Here is a 16,138-nt window from a genome sequence, read left to right as displayed (position 1 = left end):
TAGATTGAAACCCCCTTACTGTTTTTGTATAATGAGAAAGGCTGAGGGGTGAAAATATGTTAAATGCAAAAACACGCTGGAAAATGAAAGATTCTGACCAGCACAAGATAGCAGAATTGGCAGAAGAGTTGAAGGTTCCCCCGCTTGTTGCGAAATTATTGATAAATCGGGATCTGGCAGATGCCGATGATGCCCGGGACTTTTTATTTGATACAGGCGGATCGTTTCATGATCCATTTCTTTTTGATGATATGCAAAAAGCGAAAGAGCGCATCATGCTGGCAATCGAGCATGAGGAGCGCATCCTTGTGTATGGTGACTATGATGCCGACGGAGTAAGTTCCACATCAGTCCTGATGACGGTACTGACAGACCTTGGGGCACAAGCGGAATTTTATATCCCCAACCGGTTTACCGAAGGATATGGACCGAACGAAGACGCCTTCAGATGGGCTGCTGATGAAGGGTTCGCCGTTATCATTACGGTGGATACCGGTATATCCGCAGTGGGAGAAGCCAAGCTTGCCAAAGAACTTGGTATCGACTTGATCTTAACGGATCACCATGAACCGGGTCCCGAATTGCCGCCGGTCTTCGCGATGATCCACCCGAAAGTGGAAGGATGCTCCTATCCATTCAAGGAACTGGCAGGGGTCGGGGTGGCTTTGAAGCTGGCTCACGCTCTCTACGGGGAGTTTCCCGACCATCTGCTGGATTTGGCCGCAATCGGTACGATCGCCGATCTGGTTCCCCTCCATGGGGAGAACCGGCTGATTGCCAAGAAGGGGATCGCCAGGCTGAAGGTAACGGACCGCCTTGGGATCAAGGCCCTGTGCCGTGTGGCGAATGCCCAGCAAAATGAGATGAATGAAGAGACCGTTGGATTCATGATTGCACCGAGGATCAATGCCGTCGGCAGGCTGGGTGATGCCGATCCCGCAGTGGATCTCATGCTTTCCCGTGATCCGGAAGAAGCAAAGGCACTCGCAGAAGAGATTGACGGCTTGAACAAAGAGCGCCAATCCATCGTAGCGAAAATGACGGAAGAAGCTGTAGAGATGGTGGAGAAGGAATTCCCTCCATCTGAAAACGGTGTTCTTGTCATCGGGAAGGAAGGCTGGAACCCTGGGGTAGTGGGAATCGTTGCTTCCCGTCTCGTCGACAGGTTTTACCGTCCGACCATTGTCCTTAGTTTCGATTCTGATTCGAATAAAGCGAAAGGTTCGGCAAGAAGCATTGCCGGGTTCGATCTGTTCAAGAATCTCTCCATGAATCGTGAACTCCTTCCCCATTTCGGGGGGCATCCGATGGCTGCGGGAATGACCCTTGCCCTATCCGATGTCGATGAGCTCCGTTCAAGATTGAATGAACAGGCAAAAGAAGTCCTGAGCGAAGACGACTTCATCCCGGTTACAGAGCTCGATGCCGAAGTCGCCGTGGACGAGATCACTGTTGAATCCATCGAGAAAATGCACCTCCTTGCGCCATTCGGGATGAACAACCCGAAGCCGAAGTGGGTCATACGGGATGTATCGATCGATCATTATAAAAAGATCGGTTCTGCTCAGAATCACCTTAAGCTTGTCCTAGCCGAAAACGGTGTACAAGTGGATGGGGTTGGGTTCGGCCTCGGTGAACTTGCCGATCACATGACGCCTTATGTAAAAGCTTCCGTTATCGGAGAACTGTCGATCAATGAATGGAATAATCGCAAGAAGCCTCAGATCTTCCTGCAGGATATCCAGATTTCGTCCTGGCAGCTTTTCGATATGAGGGGGATCAAGCAGGTGACGAAATGGGCCCCTCTCATCCCTGATGGTGACAGGGTGATCGTATGCTTCCATCCGAAATCGGCGGATACAACGCTATTCAAAGGGGAAGTCCGGTATATCCAGAGTGAATCCGATCTTGAAGGGTTCGTGGTGGATGGATGCAATCTCGTACTCCTCGATCTCCCTGGGGACCGTCGACTGATGGAGCAGCTTCTTGAACTCGGCAGGCCGCATCGCATCTACGCCCATTTCCACCAGCATGAAGACCATTTCTTCAGTACGATGCCCACCCGTGATCATTTCAAATGGTATTATGCCTTCCTTCATAAGAGGGGTTCATTCGATCTGAAGAAACACGGAAATGACCTTGCCAAGTACAAGGGGTGGTCCATGGAAACAATCGATTTCATGTCAAAGGTGTTTTTTGAATTGAAGTTTGTTACAATAGAAGATGGTTTGATTTCTCTTCATCCTGTCAAAGTGAAGAAAGACCTGTCCGAATCTCCTGCCTACATGAGGAAGCAGCATCAGTACGAGCTTGAAAATGAGCTCCTGTATTCGTCATATCAGGAACTGAAGACATGGTTCAGCGAAAGGATGAAAGAGTCCGCTATAGTTGAGGAGGAAGTAGAAGCATGGACTTGAAACAATATGTCACGATCGTTGATAACTGGCCTAAAGAAGGCATTAAGTTTAAAGACATCACCACTCTAATGGACAACGGTGATGCATATAGATACGCAACGGATCAGATCGTGGAATACGCAAAAGAAAAACAGATCGATCTGGTTGTCGGACCGGAAGCAAGGGGCTTCATCATCGGCTGCCCGGTGGCGTATGCTCTTGGGGTAGGATTCGCTCCTGTCAGGAAACCTGGCAAGCTCCCACGTGAGACGATCCAACAGCAATACGGGCTTGAGTACGGAAAAGATGCCCTGACCATCCATAAGGATGCCATCAAACCGGGACAGCGCGTATTGATCACAGACGATCTACTCGCTACAGGCGGTACGATCGATGCGACAATCAAGCTTGTAGAAGAGCTCGGCGGGATCGTTGCCGGTACAGCCTTCTTGATCGAACTGACCTATCTTGACGGTCGTGATAAGCTTGAAGGCTACGATATCATGACTTTGATGCAATACTGATCATACATAAGGGACCGACATCATAGAAAGATGCCGGCCCTTATTTTTTTATAGCCGTTCACGATCCATGTCGGAAGTTCCCTCCATGACAGGTAAGTTATCTTTCTATGTAATCGTCACCATTCGACAAAACCAGATGAAATCTGAGAATTTTAGCCCAAACCCTTTACATAATCGCTTTTTTTTTTGATAATGGTAACAATCGTTTTATTTTCAAAATGCGTCAGAGCGTTCGAATAGATAGAGTATGTCGGTGCCTTTCATCAGGCGCTGAACCAAATTTATATATAAAGGTGATTTTGATCATGGCGAAGGATCAAGTATTAACCCCTGAACAGGTTATAGATAAAACAAGAGAATATTTGAATGACGAGCATGTAGGATTGGTGGAAAAGGCATACGAGTATGCGCGGGAAGCCCATAGCGAACAGTACCGAAAGTCGGGTGAACCCTATATCATCCACCCGATTCAGGTGGCTGGGATCCTGGCAGATCTCGAGATGGATCCGGCAACTGTGGCTGCCGGTTTTCTTCATGATGTCGTAGAGGATACAGGGATATCCCTGCAGCAGATCGAAGAAGATTTCAACTCTGAAGTGGCCATGCTAGTCGACGGGGTGACAAAGCTCGGGAAGATCAAGTACAAGTCCCAGGAAGAGCAACAGGCAGAAAACCACCGGAAGATGTTCGTGGCCATGGCAAGGGATATCCGTGTCATCTTGATCAAGCTCGCCGACCGCCTCCATAATATGAGGACGCTCAAGCATCTTCCTCAGGAAAAACAGCGCAGGATCGCGAACGAGACTTTGGAAATCTTCGCCCCTCTTGCCCATCGCCTTGGTATATCCAAGATCAAATGGGAGCTAGAGGACACCAGTCTCCGGTACTTGAATCCACAGCAGTATTACCGCATCGTCAACTTGATGAAGAAAAAGCGGGCAGAGCGGGAAGAGTATTTGGAGGAAGTCGTCGACGATGTGAAGGATCACCTAAGTGATGTAAAGATCATTGCTGACATTTCCGGCCGTCCGAAGCATATTTACAGCATCTACCGGAAGATGGCCCTGCAAAATAAACAATTCAATGAAATTTATGACCTTCTTGCCGTGAGGATCGTCGTGGACAGCATCAAGGATTGCTATGCCGTCCTCGGGATCATCCATACGAGATGGAAACCGATGCCGGGCCGTTTCAAGGATTACATCGCCATGCCAAAACCGAATATGTACCAGTCCCTCCATACGACCGTGATCGGACCGAAAGGGGATCCCCTTGAAGTGCAGATCAGGACGCTTGAAATGCATGAGATCGCGGAGTACGGTGTTGCAGCCCATTGGGCATATAAAGAAGGCAAGGAAGCCAATGAACCGGTTTCCTTCGATAAGAAACTCTCATGGTTCAGGGAGATCCTTGAGTTCCAGAATGAATCGGCAAACGCCGAGGAGTTCATGGAGTCCCTTAAGATCGACCTATTTTCCGACATGGTCTTTGTCTTCACTCCGAAAGGGGATGTCCTGGAGCTTCCGTCCGGATCGGTACCGATTGATTTTTCATACCGGATCCATTCGGAAATCGGGAATAAAACGATCGGGGCCAAGGTCAACGGGAAGATGGTCACCCTCGATTATAAATTAAAAACCGGGGATATCATTGAAATCCTTACGTCCAAGCACTCCTATGGACCGAGTCAGGACTGGCTGAAGCTTGCCCAGACGTCTCAGGCGAAAAATAAGATCCGACAGTTCTTCAAAAAGCAGAGAAGAGAAGAAAACATCGAGAAGGGCCGGGAAATGGTCGAGAAAGAGATCAAGGCCCAGGATTTCGATGTGAAGGAAATTCTCACGTCTGAAAACATCAAGCGGGTGTTCGAGAAGTTCAATTTCTCCAATGAAGATGATATGTACGCGGCTGTCGGCTATAACGGCATCACCGCAGCGCAAATCGCCAACCGCCTCACGGAGAAGGAACGAAGGAAACGGGAACAGGAAGATATTCTTGAAGAAACCGTGAAAGAACTGAACGCCCAGCCTCAGAAGCGGAAGAAGAAGGATGCAGGTGTGCATGTGGAAGGGATCGATAACCTTCTGATCCGTCTGTCCCGCTGCTGTTCACCTGTACCTGGCGATGAGATCGTCGGCTTCATTACGAAGGGCCGTGGTGTGTCCGTCCACCGCTCCGACTGTACGAATGTCTTGGCGGAAGGGGTGGAACAACGCCTCATACCCGTTTCGTGGGAAAGCGACCGCTATGACCAGAAAGAGTACAACGTGGATATCGAGATCTCAGGTTATGACCGTCGCGGTCTTCTGAACGAAGTGCTCCAAGCGGTCAACGAAACCAAAACGAATATATCGGCTGTCAGTGGGAAGTCAGATCGGAATAAAGTGGCAACCATCAATATGTCGATTTCCATTCATAATATTTCCCATCTCCATAAAGTTGTGGAGCGGATCAAGCAGATTTCTGATATTTATGCTGTGCGAAGAATTATGAACTAAAGGGGTTTTAGGTAATGAAAGTTGTACTGCAACGGAGCAAACAAGCATCCGTGACGGTGGACGGCGAAGTGAAGGGCCGTATTCAGTCTGGACTCGTCCTCCTTGTCGGGATCACTCACGGGGATACGGAGGCGGAAGCGGCCTATATTGCCGATAAGGTCGTAAACCTCAGGATCTTCGAAGACGGAGATGGAAAGATGAATGATTCCCTTCTAGACCGGGGAGGAGAGATTCTCTCCATTTCACAATTCACCCTCTATGGGGACACCCGGAAGGGCAGGAGACCCAACTTCATGGATGCTGCTAAACCTGAAGAGGCAGAAGCCATATATGACCGTTTCAATGCACTCCTCAGGGAGAAGGGCATTCAGGTAGAAACCGGGGTTTTCGGTGCCATGATGGACGTACAACTCATCAATGATGGCCCTGTGACCTTGATTGTAGAGAAATGAACGCAATGAGAAAAGCCAGGGAGGCGAGCCTCCCTGGCTTTTCGTCAATCTGTAAAGTATTCGCTCAATCCGTAATAGATGCTGGTGGCCGCAGTATCCTGGAAGTAGGCCGTATTCACATTTGCCTCTTCGGATGCATTGCTTAGGAATCCAAGCTCCACCAGGACGGCCGGCCTCATGTTTTCACGGATCACATGGTAGTCGCCGTTCCGGACGCCGCGATCGGCATTAGGCATTCTTCCGGAAAGGGCAGAATGGACCGATTCCGCCAAATCCTTTTGCTGTGCCCCGTTATAATAGGTGGTATGTCCTGTGATGGACGAATCGTAGATGCTGTCGAAGTGAAGACTGACAAACGCATCGGCCATATAATAATGAGATAATGATACCCTGGATGGAAGGGAGATGAATTCATCGTTCCTTCTCGTCAGAATCACTTCCGCACCTGCACTCCTTAATTTGTCTGCCACGAGCTGGGCAGTCTTCAGGGTCAGGTTTTTTTCATGTGTGCCGTTGACACCTGTCGTCCCTCCGTCACGTCCGCCGTGCCCCGGATCGAGCACGATGGTCTTACCTTCAAGTCCGCCGGACGTTTCAGGAGCCGGGGACGTACCGCCTTTTTTGCTCGATACAATCCAGTTGGCTACAAACGCACTGGCACCGTCGGAGAGTCGGATTTCGTACCAGTCACCCGATGTTCCCACCACATCGAAGGTCGAACCGCTGCCGGCCCTTTCCACGACGCTTGCCTGGCTGTTTGGACTGCTTCTGAGATTGGTGCCATCATACAGGATTGTGATGGAATCAGGAGCGCCTTCTGACATGGACGTGCCTTCAGTTTGTTCCTCTTTGTCATCACCGGCCACTTTCATGAACCAGCCTGCCACCCATCCATCCCCGCCGTTCGAGAGCTGGATCCGATACCATTCATTTGATTCTTCAAGGATGGAATAGGATTCTCCTCGGGTGACTTTCCCGACGATACTGCCATTCAGGGAGGCCTCATCGCGCACTAGCAGCGATTCCACATTGACGGTGGCGGTAGCAGAAGGAGAACCGGGTTCTTCTTCTGCGCCGGATTCTATACCGGAAAGGGACAGATAATCTTGATTGATCCAGGCTGTGCCCCCCTCATAAGAGATTTCATACCAGCCCTGTACACTTCCGGTGATTGATACTTCTTCCCCGCTTGATAGGGTGCCGAGGCGCTCACTATCCGTAGAAGGGGCTTTCCTTATATTGATCGAATCTTCTGTCGTCGTCCCTTTAAGACCGGAGGATGCAGAAGCCTGCGCTGTCCCTGCAGAATCAGCTTGGGTAACGAGCCACTCGGCTACCCAGCCTTCTCCTTGGGGCGTATCGATTTTGTACCAGTCCCCATCATTCCCGGTGACTGTATACTCTTCCCCTTTGGCTGCCTGCATGAGGACTGGATAGCTGAGTCCTGGCCCCGTCCTCACATTGAGGGTAGGAACCCCGATACTCACCTGTTCCCCGGATGCACTTGCCTTCATAGAGGTAAGAAGGGGGACCAGGAGACAGACGATCAGGAAGGATATGTAGATTTTCTTGATGTTGACAACCTCCTCTCTCTTCATGGACATCATTAGTAATATCGGACTGTCACACGTATTCTGAACTCATTTTGAAGAAAACAACTTCAAAAATGACCCATACCCACATAAATACGAGATAAAAAATAAAATTCCTTTATTACGATAGAAATTTAGTCATTTGGAAAGGATAGATGGTAGGAATAGTGAAAGGGAGGGTACTATGCGATCAAGCGATAAATCTTTTCTGAATATGACTAGTGAAAAAGCACTATTTCAGACGGATTTTCACCATTTCATGGAAATGGAAAAAGGCGCGTTGAACATGGAGCTTGCATCTGAGTTCGGTCTGACGCTGAAGGATGTCCGCCTATTGAAAAAGAAAATGGAGAGGTCCTGACGAAACCCCTTGACATGAACCTGCCTCATCCGTATTATTATAGAAATAATATAGCTTTCAAAAACCGACGATCGAGAATAGTAGCTGGTCTCCACCTGCCAAGAGAGGAAATGCCCTGGGCTGCAAGCATTTCTGCAAGGTACATCAGTGAATGAACACTCGGGAGGCTCCGCCCTGAAACCAGAGTAGGGGATGGACGTACCAGGCGTTAACTGGTGAAGTGGGAGTCTATAGGACTCCAATTAGGGTGGCACCACGGGAATAACAGCTCTCGTCCCTTGTATTTATTACAAGGGATCGAGGGCTTTTTTTATTGCCTCGATTTACGGGGCCATACATATCAAGGCTTTATGAAAAGGAGGAATCCCCTTGTCTATTCAAATACCAAGAGGAACACAGGACATTCTGCCCGGAGAAGTAGAGAAGTGGCAATATATCGAAAAGGTGGCGACCGATCTTTGTCGCGCTTATCAATACAATGAAATCCGTACGCCGATCTTCGAATCGAGTGAACTTTTCACGCGCGGTGTCGGTGACACGACCGATATTGTACAAAAGGAAATGTATATGTTTGAAGACCGCGGAGGAAGGAGCCTTGCACTCCGCCCTGAAGGTACGGCATCCGTCGTACGTTCATTCGTAGGAAATAAGCTGTTCGGTAATGCGAATCAGCCGACCAAACTGTTTTATAGTGGACCGATGTTCCGCTACGAGCGTCCACAAGCTGGCCGCTACCGCCAGTTCGTGCAGTTCGGTGTGGAAGCACTTGGAAGTGAAGACCCGGCCATTGACGCAGAGGTCCTCTCGCTCGCTATGGGCATTTACAAAAAGCTTGGACTCCGCAAGTTGAAACTTGTCGTCAACAGCCTGGGTGATGGAGACAGCCGTCAAGCGCATCGTGAAGCGCTGATCAATCACTTCAAGCCAAGGATCGGTGAGTTCTGCTCCGATTGTCAGAATCGACTAGAGAAGAATCCACTTAGGATCCTGGACTGTAAGAAGGACCGCGACCATGAATTGATGGCAACGGCTCCGTCCATCCTCGACTACCTGAATGAAGAATCCAAGGCCTATTTCGAAAAGGTGCAATCGTATCTCACCAGCATGGACGTTGAGTTCGTCGTAGACCCGACTCTTGTTCGTGGCCTGGACTACTATAACCATACAGCGTTTGAAATCATGAGTGAGGCAGAGGGCTTCGGTGCCATCACCACCCTTTGCGGAGGTGGTCGCTACAACGGACTCGTCCAGGAAATCGGCGGACCCGAAACACCGGGTATCGGATTTGCGTTCAGCATCGAAAGGCTCATCGCGGCCCTTGAAGCCGAAAAAGTGGAGCTCCCGATCCAACAAGGCGTCGATTGCTATATCGTCGCCATGGGGGAAGAGGCCAAAGCATATGGCGTTAGGCTGCTTCATCAGCTGAGGGAAGCGGGGATCTCATCCGAGAAAGATTATCTTGACCGAAAAGTGAAGGCCCAGTTCAAGAGCGCTGACCGTCATCAGGCCAAATACGTAGCTGTGATCGGTGAAAATGAACTTCAGGAAAACAAAGTGAACGTGAAGGATATGGCAACAGGTGAGCAAGAGGAAGTCGCCATTGACTCATTCGTTGACCACATCAAGAGCAAGCTTGTCTAACATAATCGCCAGGAGGAGAAAAAAATGCCAAAACGAACAACCTATTGTGGAAACGTAACGGAATCATTCATCGGTGAAACGATTACCATCAAAGGATGGGTGCAAAAACGACGTGACCTTGGGGGTCTGATCTTCATCGACCTCCGCGACCGTGAAGGGATCGTTCAGGTCGTATTCAATCCCGATCTTTCTCAGGAAGCACTCGAACTGGCGGAAAGAATCCGAAACGAGTATGTCATTTCCGTAACGGGATCGGTCGTTGCACGGGGAGAAGGAACGGTCAACCCGAACCTGAAAACCGGAAAAATTGAAATTCATGCAGAAGATGTACAGATCATCAATGAAGCGAAGACCCCACCATTCATGATCGACGATCAAATGGAAGTATCAGAAGACGTGCGCTTGAAATACCGCTATGTGGATCTCCGCCGCCCGGCGATGGCCGAGACGTTCAGGATGCGCCATAATGTCACCACGTCATTCCGCAGCTTCCTGAATGAGAATGGGTTTCTTGATGTGGAAACCCCGATCCTGACGAAGAGCACGCCTGAAGGAGCACGTGACTATCTTGTACCGAGCCGGGTTCATCCAGGAGAATTCTACGCCCTTCCTCAATCGCCGCAGATTTTCAAACAGCTTCTGATGGTGTCCGGATTCGACCGTTATTACCAAATTGCCCGCTGCTTCCGTGATGAGGATCTTCGTGCAGACCGTCAGCCTGAATTCACCCAGATCGATATGGAAATGAGCTTCATGGAACAGGAAGAAATCATCCTGTTGGTCGAAGAAATGATGGCGAAGCTCATGAAGGACGTGAAAGGCCTGGATATCGAATCGGTCTTCCCGCGCATGACATATGATGAAGCCATGAGCCGCTATGGATCGGATAAGCCTGATACCCGTTTTGCCATGGAACTGATCGATGTATCCGAAATCGTGAAGGATTCTGGATTCAAGGTGTTCTCGGGTGCTGTAGCAGGCGGTGGTCAAGTGAAATTGATCAATGTGAAAGGGGCCGCTTCCAATTACTCAAGGAAAGATATCGATGGTCTCACAGAATTCGTATCCCGCTATGGAGCAAAAGGGCTCGCATGGCTGAAGGTAGAGGAAGAAGGTCTTAAAGGCCCGATTTCCAAGTTCGTATCGGAAGAGGATGCATCCAGCCTGTCTGCTGCTTCAGAAGCAGAAACAGGGGACCTTCTCCTATTCGTCGCCGACAAAAAATCCGTCGTGGCCGATGCCCTTGGGGCGCTTCGCCTCAAGCTTGGTAAAGAGCTCGGCCTGATTGATGAGTCCGTGTTCAACTTCCTATGGGTGACGGACTGGCCGCTTCTTGAGTTCGATGAAGGAGACAATCGCTATTATGCAGCACACCATCCTTTCACCATGCCTGTGAGGGAAGATCTCGAGCTTCTTGAGACCAACCCGGGTGAAGTAAGGGCTCAGGCCTATGACCTTGTATTGAACGGATATGAGCTTGGCGGTGGATCACTCAGGATCTATGAGCGTGACATCCAGGAAAAAATGTTCAGTGTCCTCGGATTCTCTAAAGAAGAAGCGAATGAGCAGTTCGGATTCCTTCTGGAAGCATTTGAGTACGGTACTCCTCCACACGGCGGGATCGCCCTTGGCCTTGATCGTTTGGTGATGCTCCTTGCAGGTCGTTCGAACCTTCGCGATACCATTGCATTCCCTAAAACGGCCAGTGCAAGCTGTGTCCTCACCGATGCACCTGGAGGCGTTAGCGAAGCCCAACTGAAAGAACTGTCACTATCACTGGATGTTGAATGATGTCGGAAATTCTCCAGCGGTTGTGAATTGCAAATCATGCCGCTCCTATGCTATGATGATGTCAATAACAGACGAGTCCTGATGTGTCCGACGTTTTAACCTATCAGTTTTGACCGAACACTTCAAACCTTGGGAGCTTGACTTTTCGCTAGGCGTTCATGCCTCGCTTCAAGAGGACTAACAAGTAGTGGAATAAAGCACCCACCTGCCGAGAGCGGGTTCAAAACAAAGGAAACGCAGCGACGGCACGATTGGGACTCGTTTCACAAATGGATACGTAATGCACAAGAGCCGAATCTTTCGAGATTCGGCTCTTTTTAAGTGCGCCCGGCATGGGTGTAGTCTATAGGGTGGAAGTCCCGAGCCGTGAAGGCAGTTGTAACGGTTAGCTTAACGCAAGGGTGTCCGGGGTGACCCGGAATCTGAAGGAAGCGAGCGGCAAACCTCCGGTCCGAGGAACACGAATCTCATAGAAGGCTTTCTGCATTGGATGAGTCTGCTTAACAAGGCAAAGTCCAAACTGCCAAAGGTGTAGGAAGTAAATGAGGCGGATAGATGGAGGGAAAGACTGCATTCTTACCCGGGGAGATCTGGCGGGTACGCCTTGAATACTTGGTAACCGGGGAAGTGATTCCCCGCTGAACCGCCAGAAGTCAGCAGAGGTCATAGTACCGGTGTTATCGAGGACGCCGGGAAGGACTGAACAAATAAGAGAGTGTTACGCCCTGGCTCATGGTAGCTGAGAAACTCACAGACAATCGAAAGAGCTATCCGTTAAGAAGTAGCGATGAATCTCGTGAGGGCTTACGGAAGTGTGAGGCAGTGCCATCGAATAAGGAAACGAAACACACGAAGAAAGGAACGATGATGGATGTTGATGAACACGATCCTGTCAAAACCGAACATGCTTAACGCGCTAAAACGTGTGGAGCGTAATAAGGGAAGTCATGGTGTGGACCTAATGCCCGTACAAAACCTACGAAGGCATATCTTACACGAATGGCAAGTGATTCGGGAGAATCTCCTTCAGGGAACCTACAAACCGGACCCGGTACGTCGGATTGAAATCCCGAAATCAGACGGCGGCGTTCGATTGTTAGGGATCCCGACGGTTATGGATCGTATGATTCAACAATCCATAACCCAAGTACTCTCTCTCATATATGATCCCACTTTTTCTAATCACAGCTACGGATTTCGACCCAATCGAAGTGCCCATGATGCGATTAAGAAAGCAAAGGGATATATACGGGACGGATACACATGGGTCGTTGATTTGGACTTGGAAAAGTTCTTTGATCGTGTAAATCACGACAAGCTCATGGGTCTTCTTGCGAAGACTATAGAGGATAAGGTGCTCCTTAGGTTGATCCGTTCTTATCTGAATGCCGGTATCATGATACAAGGGGTGAAGGTCAAAAGTGAGGAAGGAACACCTCAAGGCGGTCCCCTCAGTCCCCTTCTCTCGAATATTGTGTTGAACGAACTGGATAAGGAATTGGAAAGACGAGGTCTGCGTTTCGTACGATACGCAGATGACTGTCAAATCTATGTGCGCACGCCAAAAGCCGGAAAGAGAGTGATGGAATCGGTCACCAGCTTTCTCGAAAAGAAACTGAAGCTCAAGGTCAACCGGGAGAAATCTGCGGTAGCGCCTTCATGGAAGAGAACCTTTCTCGGGTTCAGTTTTATAGCAAGCAGGGAGCCGAAAGTAAGAATCGCGTTAAAAAGCATCAAGCGATTTAAGCAGAAGATCCGTTCTCTCACCTCCAGATCCTCGGGTTGGTCGATGGAAACACGAATTAGGAGACTGAACCAATACATCATGGGATGGGTAGGATATTTCCAACTCGCAGACACACCAAGCGTCTTAAAGAGGATGGACTCTTGGATTAGAAGAAGACTGCGTATGTGTCTGTGGAAGCAATGGAAACGACCCAAAACAAGAATAAGGAAACTTACAGCACTTGGAGTCCCAAGGTGGAAAGCATATGAGTGGGGTCTTTCCCGCAAGGGATATTGGAGAATTGCCCATAGCCCTGTATTGCACAAAACCCTTGATACTTCCTTTTGGAAGTATCAAGGGCTTCTAAGCCTATCACATCGTTACGAAAAGCTTCGTCAAGTATCTTAATTGAACCGCCGTATACCGATCGGTACGTACGGTGGTGTGAGAGGTCGGGGATTAATCATCCCCTCCTACTCGATTAGTTATAAGAGGTGCCTCGTTAGCGTGGTTAAAAATACATAAAAATGAATAAATATCAAAAAACCATTGCGGAAACTGTCGACAAGCCCTATACTTTTTAAAGGTAATCTTTGCTAACTTTACATCATAGGAGTGGTCAACATGGAACATATGGGCTGGTTATCCCTACTGCCGCCGATCATCGCCGTGCTACTGGCGGTCATCACGAAAAATGTCATTATTTCTTTATTCTCCGGCGTATATGTCGGTGTCCTCATGCTTGTAGGCGGAAGGCCACTTGAGGCTACAATGCAAACCATCGGGGAATTCATGTTCCCGCAGGTGGCAGACAGCTATAATGCCGCCGTGCTTGTCCTTCTCTTTTTCATCGGGGGATTCGTCGCCCTCATGGAGAAGTCAGGAGGAGGAGCGGCCCTGGCCAATAGTGCCACCAACTTAATCAATTCAAAAGCGAAAGCCCAAGTATCAGCCTGGATTGGCGGCATCATCATCTTCTTCTCCGATCTCGGCACCCCTTTGATCGTAGGGCCCGTTTTTGAGAAGATATTCGATAAAGTGAAAGTCTCCCGTGAGAAGCTTGCATGGATCATTGACTCCACCTCTTCGCCGGTGGCGGTCCTGATTCCATTTATCGGATGGGGCGTCTACATCATGGGACTGATCAAGAAGGAGTTTGATCATCTCGATATCACCACTTCTGAATTCAGCACGCTGATTCATGTGATCCCGTTTCAATTTTATGCCCTCCTTGCCGTATCCATGGTGCCACTGGTTGCACTTCTGAAGCTTGACTTCGGACCGATGAAGTCGGCTGAGGATAGGGCAAGCAAGGGTGAGCTCTACTGGAAAACATCAAAGCCTCTGAGAAAAGCAGAGGATGGGGGACTGAAGCCGAGTAAACCGGTCTTGATCTGGCTTCCCCTTTTGATCCTATTCGTCACGCTCTTCGGTCTCCTGGCGTCAAAGGGCTTCCCGTTCAAACCCGTGGAAGGCAGTGCTTTCAGGGTGGCACTGAGTACCGCCTATCTTTTTGCGGCCATCTCCCTGATCATCTTGATGATTTCGTACAAATTGAAGACATTCAATGAAATCTTCGAAATCTATACGGGGGGCATGCAAAAGATGGTGTATGTCGCCGTGACCCTTGTGCTTGCCTGGTCGCTCAGCAAGGTGATCAGCGAAATGGGGACAGCTTCTTACATCGTTGAACTGGTGAAAGGGAATATCCCCGCCTTCATCATCCCGGCGATCCTCTTCCTGGTAGGAGCAGGCATGTCCCTTGCATCCGGTTCCTCCTGGGGGACATTTGCCATCATGCTCCCGATTGCCATCCCAATGGCGGTCTCACTTGATGCCGAGCTTCTCGTGTGCATCGGAGCGGTTCTATCCGGGGGGATCTTCGGAGATCACAGTTCTCCGATTTCGGATACGACGCTATTGTCGTCAACAGGTGCCGGTGCGGATCATATCGATCACGTGAAAACGCAATTCCCGTATGCAGCAGTGAATGCAAGCATCGCACTCGTCGGTTTTGTCATCGCCGGCCTGACCGGGAACCCGTATACCATCATCATCCTCCTTGCAGGCTTGGTCGCATTGATGCTGTTCCTTGGGAAGCGAAAAGCTTCAAAGCTTCAACACTCACAGGAATTAAACTCTTGAAGAAGCAAAACTCCATGGAGAATGAACGCAATATATTGATTTTCAGTGCTCAATCCTTTATTCTAATTCAGAATAAACCTAGTTGAATACTTACAATGGAGTTGATCATATTGCTTCACCAGTTCTCACGTAATGAGTTAGCTATCGGGAAAGAAGGTCTTCAGACCCTTAAAAATAGTACAGTGGCCGTTCTCGGGATCGGCGGTGTCGGTTCGTTCGCAGCCGAAGCACTCGCCCGTTCCGGAGTTGGCCGCCTTGTCCTTGTTGATAAGGATGACGTGGATATCACAAATGTGAATCGTCAGGTGCATGCCCTGCTTTCTACCGTTGGCCAGCCGAAGGTCGACCTGATGCGGGACAGGATCAAGGATATCAATCCAGACTGTGAAGTCATCGCCCTTAAGATGTTCTATACCGAAGAAACGTATGAGGAGTTCTTCCATTACGGGCTGGACTTCGTAGTGGATGCATCCGATACGATTTCGTACAAGATCCATCTGATGAAAGAGTGCTTGACGCGTGACATTCCGCTTATCGCCTCCATGGGTGCTGCGAACAAGAATGACCCGACCCGCTTCCAGATTGCGGATATCTCCAAGACCCATACGGATCCCATCGCCAAGGTCATCCGCACCCGTCTGAAAAAAGAAGGGATCAAAAAAGGGGTTACGGTCGTCTTCTCCGACGAGAGTCCGATCGTCATCCGTGAAGAAGTACGGAAGGAAGTCGGGAAGGATGATGCCAAAATCCGAAAGGCACAGCTTCCGCCTTCATCGAATGCATTCGTTCCGTCTGTTGCCGGCCTCATCGCTGCCAGCCATGTCATCAATCAGCTCTTAAAAGAAATTGAAATCATACGTGTGAAAGATAAATAACAAATTGAAAGGCCCGTACCTCCCTTGAGGCACGGGCCTTTTTGCGTGCAGTTTTAACATTCCTTTGGAATGCATACAAATTTTAGGCAAATACCCTATTGACTACTACTTGTGTCTTAGTGTATTATCTAACTAGT

At 49.3% G+C, this 16,138-nt stretch carries 12 protein-coding genes, 1 other RNA gene and 1 other annotated feature; of the genes, 12 read left to right on the top strand and 1 reads right to left on the bottom strand.

From position 1 onward, the window contains the following. The first annotated feature begins 56 nt into the window (after positions 1 to 56). From recJ to dtd, 4 genes are all read left to right on the top strand, one after another. Positions 57 to 2,417, top strand: coding sequence for a single-stranded-DNA-specific exonuclease RecJ (gene recJ / locus K6T23_RS15170; protein ID WP_238281595.1), 2,361 nt, complete (start codon positions 57 to 59; stop codon positions 2,415 to 2,417). Continuing rightward, positions 2,408 to 2,920 (top strand): adenine phosphoribosyltransferase, encoded by a 513-nt coding sequence (locus tag K6T23_RS15165; RefSeq protein ID WP_048006207.1) that lies wholly within the window; start codon positions 2,408 to 2,410, stop codon positions 2,918 to 2,920. Before recJ ends, K6T23_RS15165 begins: the two co-directional genes overlap by 10 nt. Before the next feature lie 305 nt (positions 2,921 to 3,225). Further along, positions 3,226 to 5,418, top strand: a complete 2,193-nt coding sequence (locus K6T23_RS15160; RefSeq protein WP_056535148.1) for a RelA/SpoT family protein — start codon at positions 3,226 to 3,228, stop codon at positions 5,416 to 5,418. A 14-nt stretch (positions 5,419 to 5,432) separates the two neighbouring features. After that, positions 5,433 to 5,870, top strand: coding sequence for a D-aminoacyl-tRNA deacylase (dtd, locus tag K6T23_RS15155; protein WP_056535151.1), 438 nt, complete (start codon positions 5,433 to 5,435; stop codon positions 5,868 to 5,870). 44 nt (positions 5,871 to 5,914) lie between these two features. Here the strand turns inward: dtd and K6T23_RS15150 are convergent, their stop codons facing one another. Beyond that, positions 5,915 to 7,468, bottom strand: a complete 1,554-nt coding sequence (locus K6T23_RS15150; protein WP_187443010.1) for an N-acetylmuramoyl-L-alanine amidase family protein — start codon at positions 7,466 to 7,468, stop codon at positions 5,915 to 5,917. Positions 7,469 to 7,676: 208 nt separating this feature from the next. On the opposite strand from K6T23_RS15150, the gene K6T23_RS15145 reads away from it, so the two are divergent. The 8 genes from K6T23_RS15145 to K6T23_RS15110 all read left to right on the top strand — a co-directional run bounded on the left by K6T23_RS15145 (position 7,677) and on the right by K6T23_RS15110 (position 16,001). Continuing rightward, positions 7,677 to 7,823: an RNA polymerase subunit sigma-70 gene (locus K6T23_RS15145; protein WP_238281593.1), complete on the top strand. Its 147-nt coding sequence runs from the start codon at positions 7,677 to 7,679 to the stop codon at positions 7,821 to 7,823. 58 nt (positions 7,824 to 7,881) lie between these two features. Beyond that, positions 7,882 to 8,105: a binding site (T-box leader), on the top strand. A gap of 87 nt (positions 8,106 to 8,192) precedes the next feature. Continuing rightward, positions 8,193 to 9,464: a histidine--tRNA ligase gene (hisS, locus tag K6T23_RS15140; protein WP_148984613.1), complete on the top strand. Its 1,272-nt coding sequence runs from the start codon at positions 8,193 to 8,195 to the stop codon at positions 9,462 to 9,464. Between the two features lie 24 nt (positions 9,465 to 9,488). Then, positions 9,489 to 11,255, top strand: coding sequence for an aspartate--tRNA ligase (aspS, locus tag K6T23_RS15135; RefSeq protein ID WP_148984612.1), 1,767 nt, complete (start codon positions 9,489 to 9,491; stop codon positions 11,253 to 11,255). A 72-nt stretch (positions 11,256 to 11,327) separates the two neighbouring features. Then, positions 11,328 to 11,517, top strand: a non-coding RNA gene (gene ssrS / locus K6T23_RS15130) — 6S RNA. Between the two features lie 470 nt (positions 11,518 to 11,987). Then, entirely contained in the window at positions 11,988 to 12,167 is a 180-nt protein-coding gene (locus tag K6T23_RS15125; protein ID WP_187443174.1) for a hypothetical protein, read from the top strand. Then, the gene (ltrA, locus tag K6T23_RS15120; RefSeq protein ID WP_238281298.1) at positions 12,127 to 13,389 is read left to right on the top strand and encodes a group II intron reverse transcriptase/maturase; all 1,263 of its coding nucleotides are present in this window, start codon (positions 12,127 to 12,129) and stop codon (positions 13,387 to 13,389) included. The genes K6T23_RS15125 and ltrA overlap by 41 nt, the downstream gene beginning before the upstream one ends. Positions 13,390 to 13,605: 216 nt before the next feature. Beyond that, a complete protein-coding gene (locus K6T23_RS15115; RefSeq protein ID WP_238281590.1) occupies positions 13,606 to 15,126 on the top strand; it encodes a Na+/H+ antiporter NhaC family protein in 1,521 nt (506 codons plus the stop codon). Between the two features lie 110 nt (positions 15,127 to 15,236). Then, positions 15,237 to 16,001: a tRNA threonylcarbamoyladenosine dehydratase gene (locus tag K6T23_RS15110; protein ID WP_238284447.1), complete on the top strand. Its 765-nt coding sequence runs from the start codon at positions 15,237 to 15,239 to the stop codon at positions 15,999 to 16,001. The last annotated feature ends 137 nt before the right edge of the window (positions 16,002 to 16,138 follow it).

The sequence above is a fragment of the Rossellomorea marisflavi genome, from assembly GCF_022170785.1.
In the GTDB taxonomy this organism is placed as follows: domain Bacteria; phylum Bacillota; class Bacilli; order Bacillales; family Bacillaceae_B; genus Rossellomorea; species Rossellomorea marisflavi_B.
Note: the sequence above shows the minus strand (reverse complement) of the source record. Positions and strands in the feature narration are given on the sequence as shown.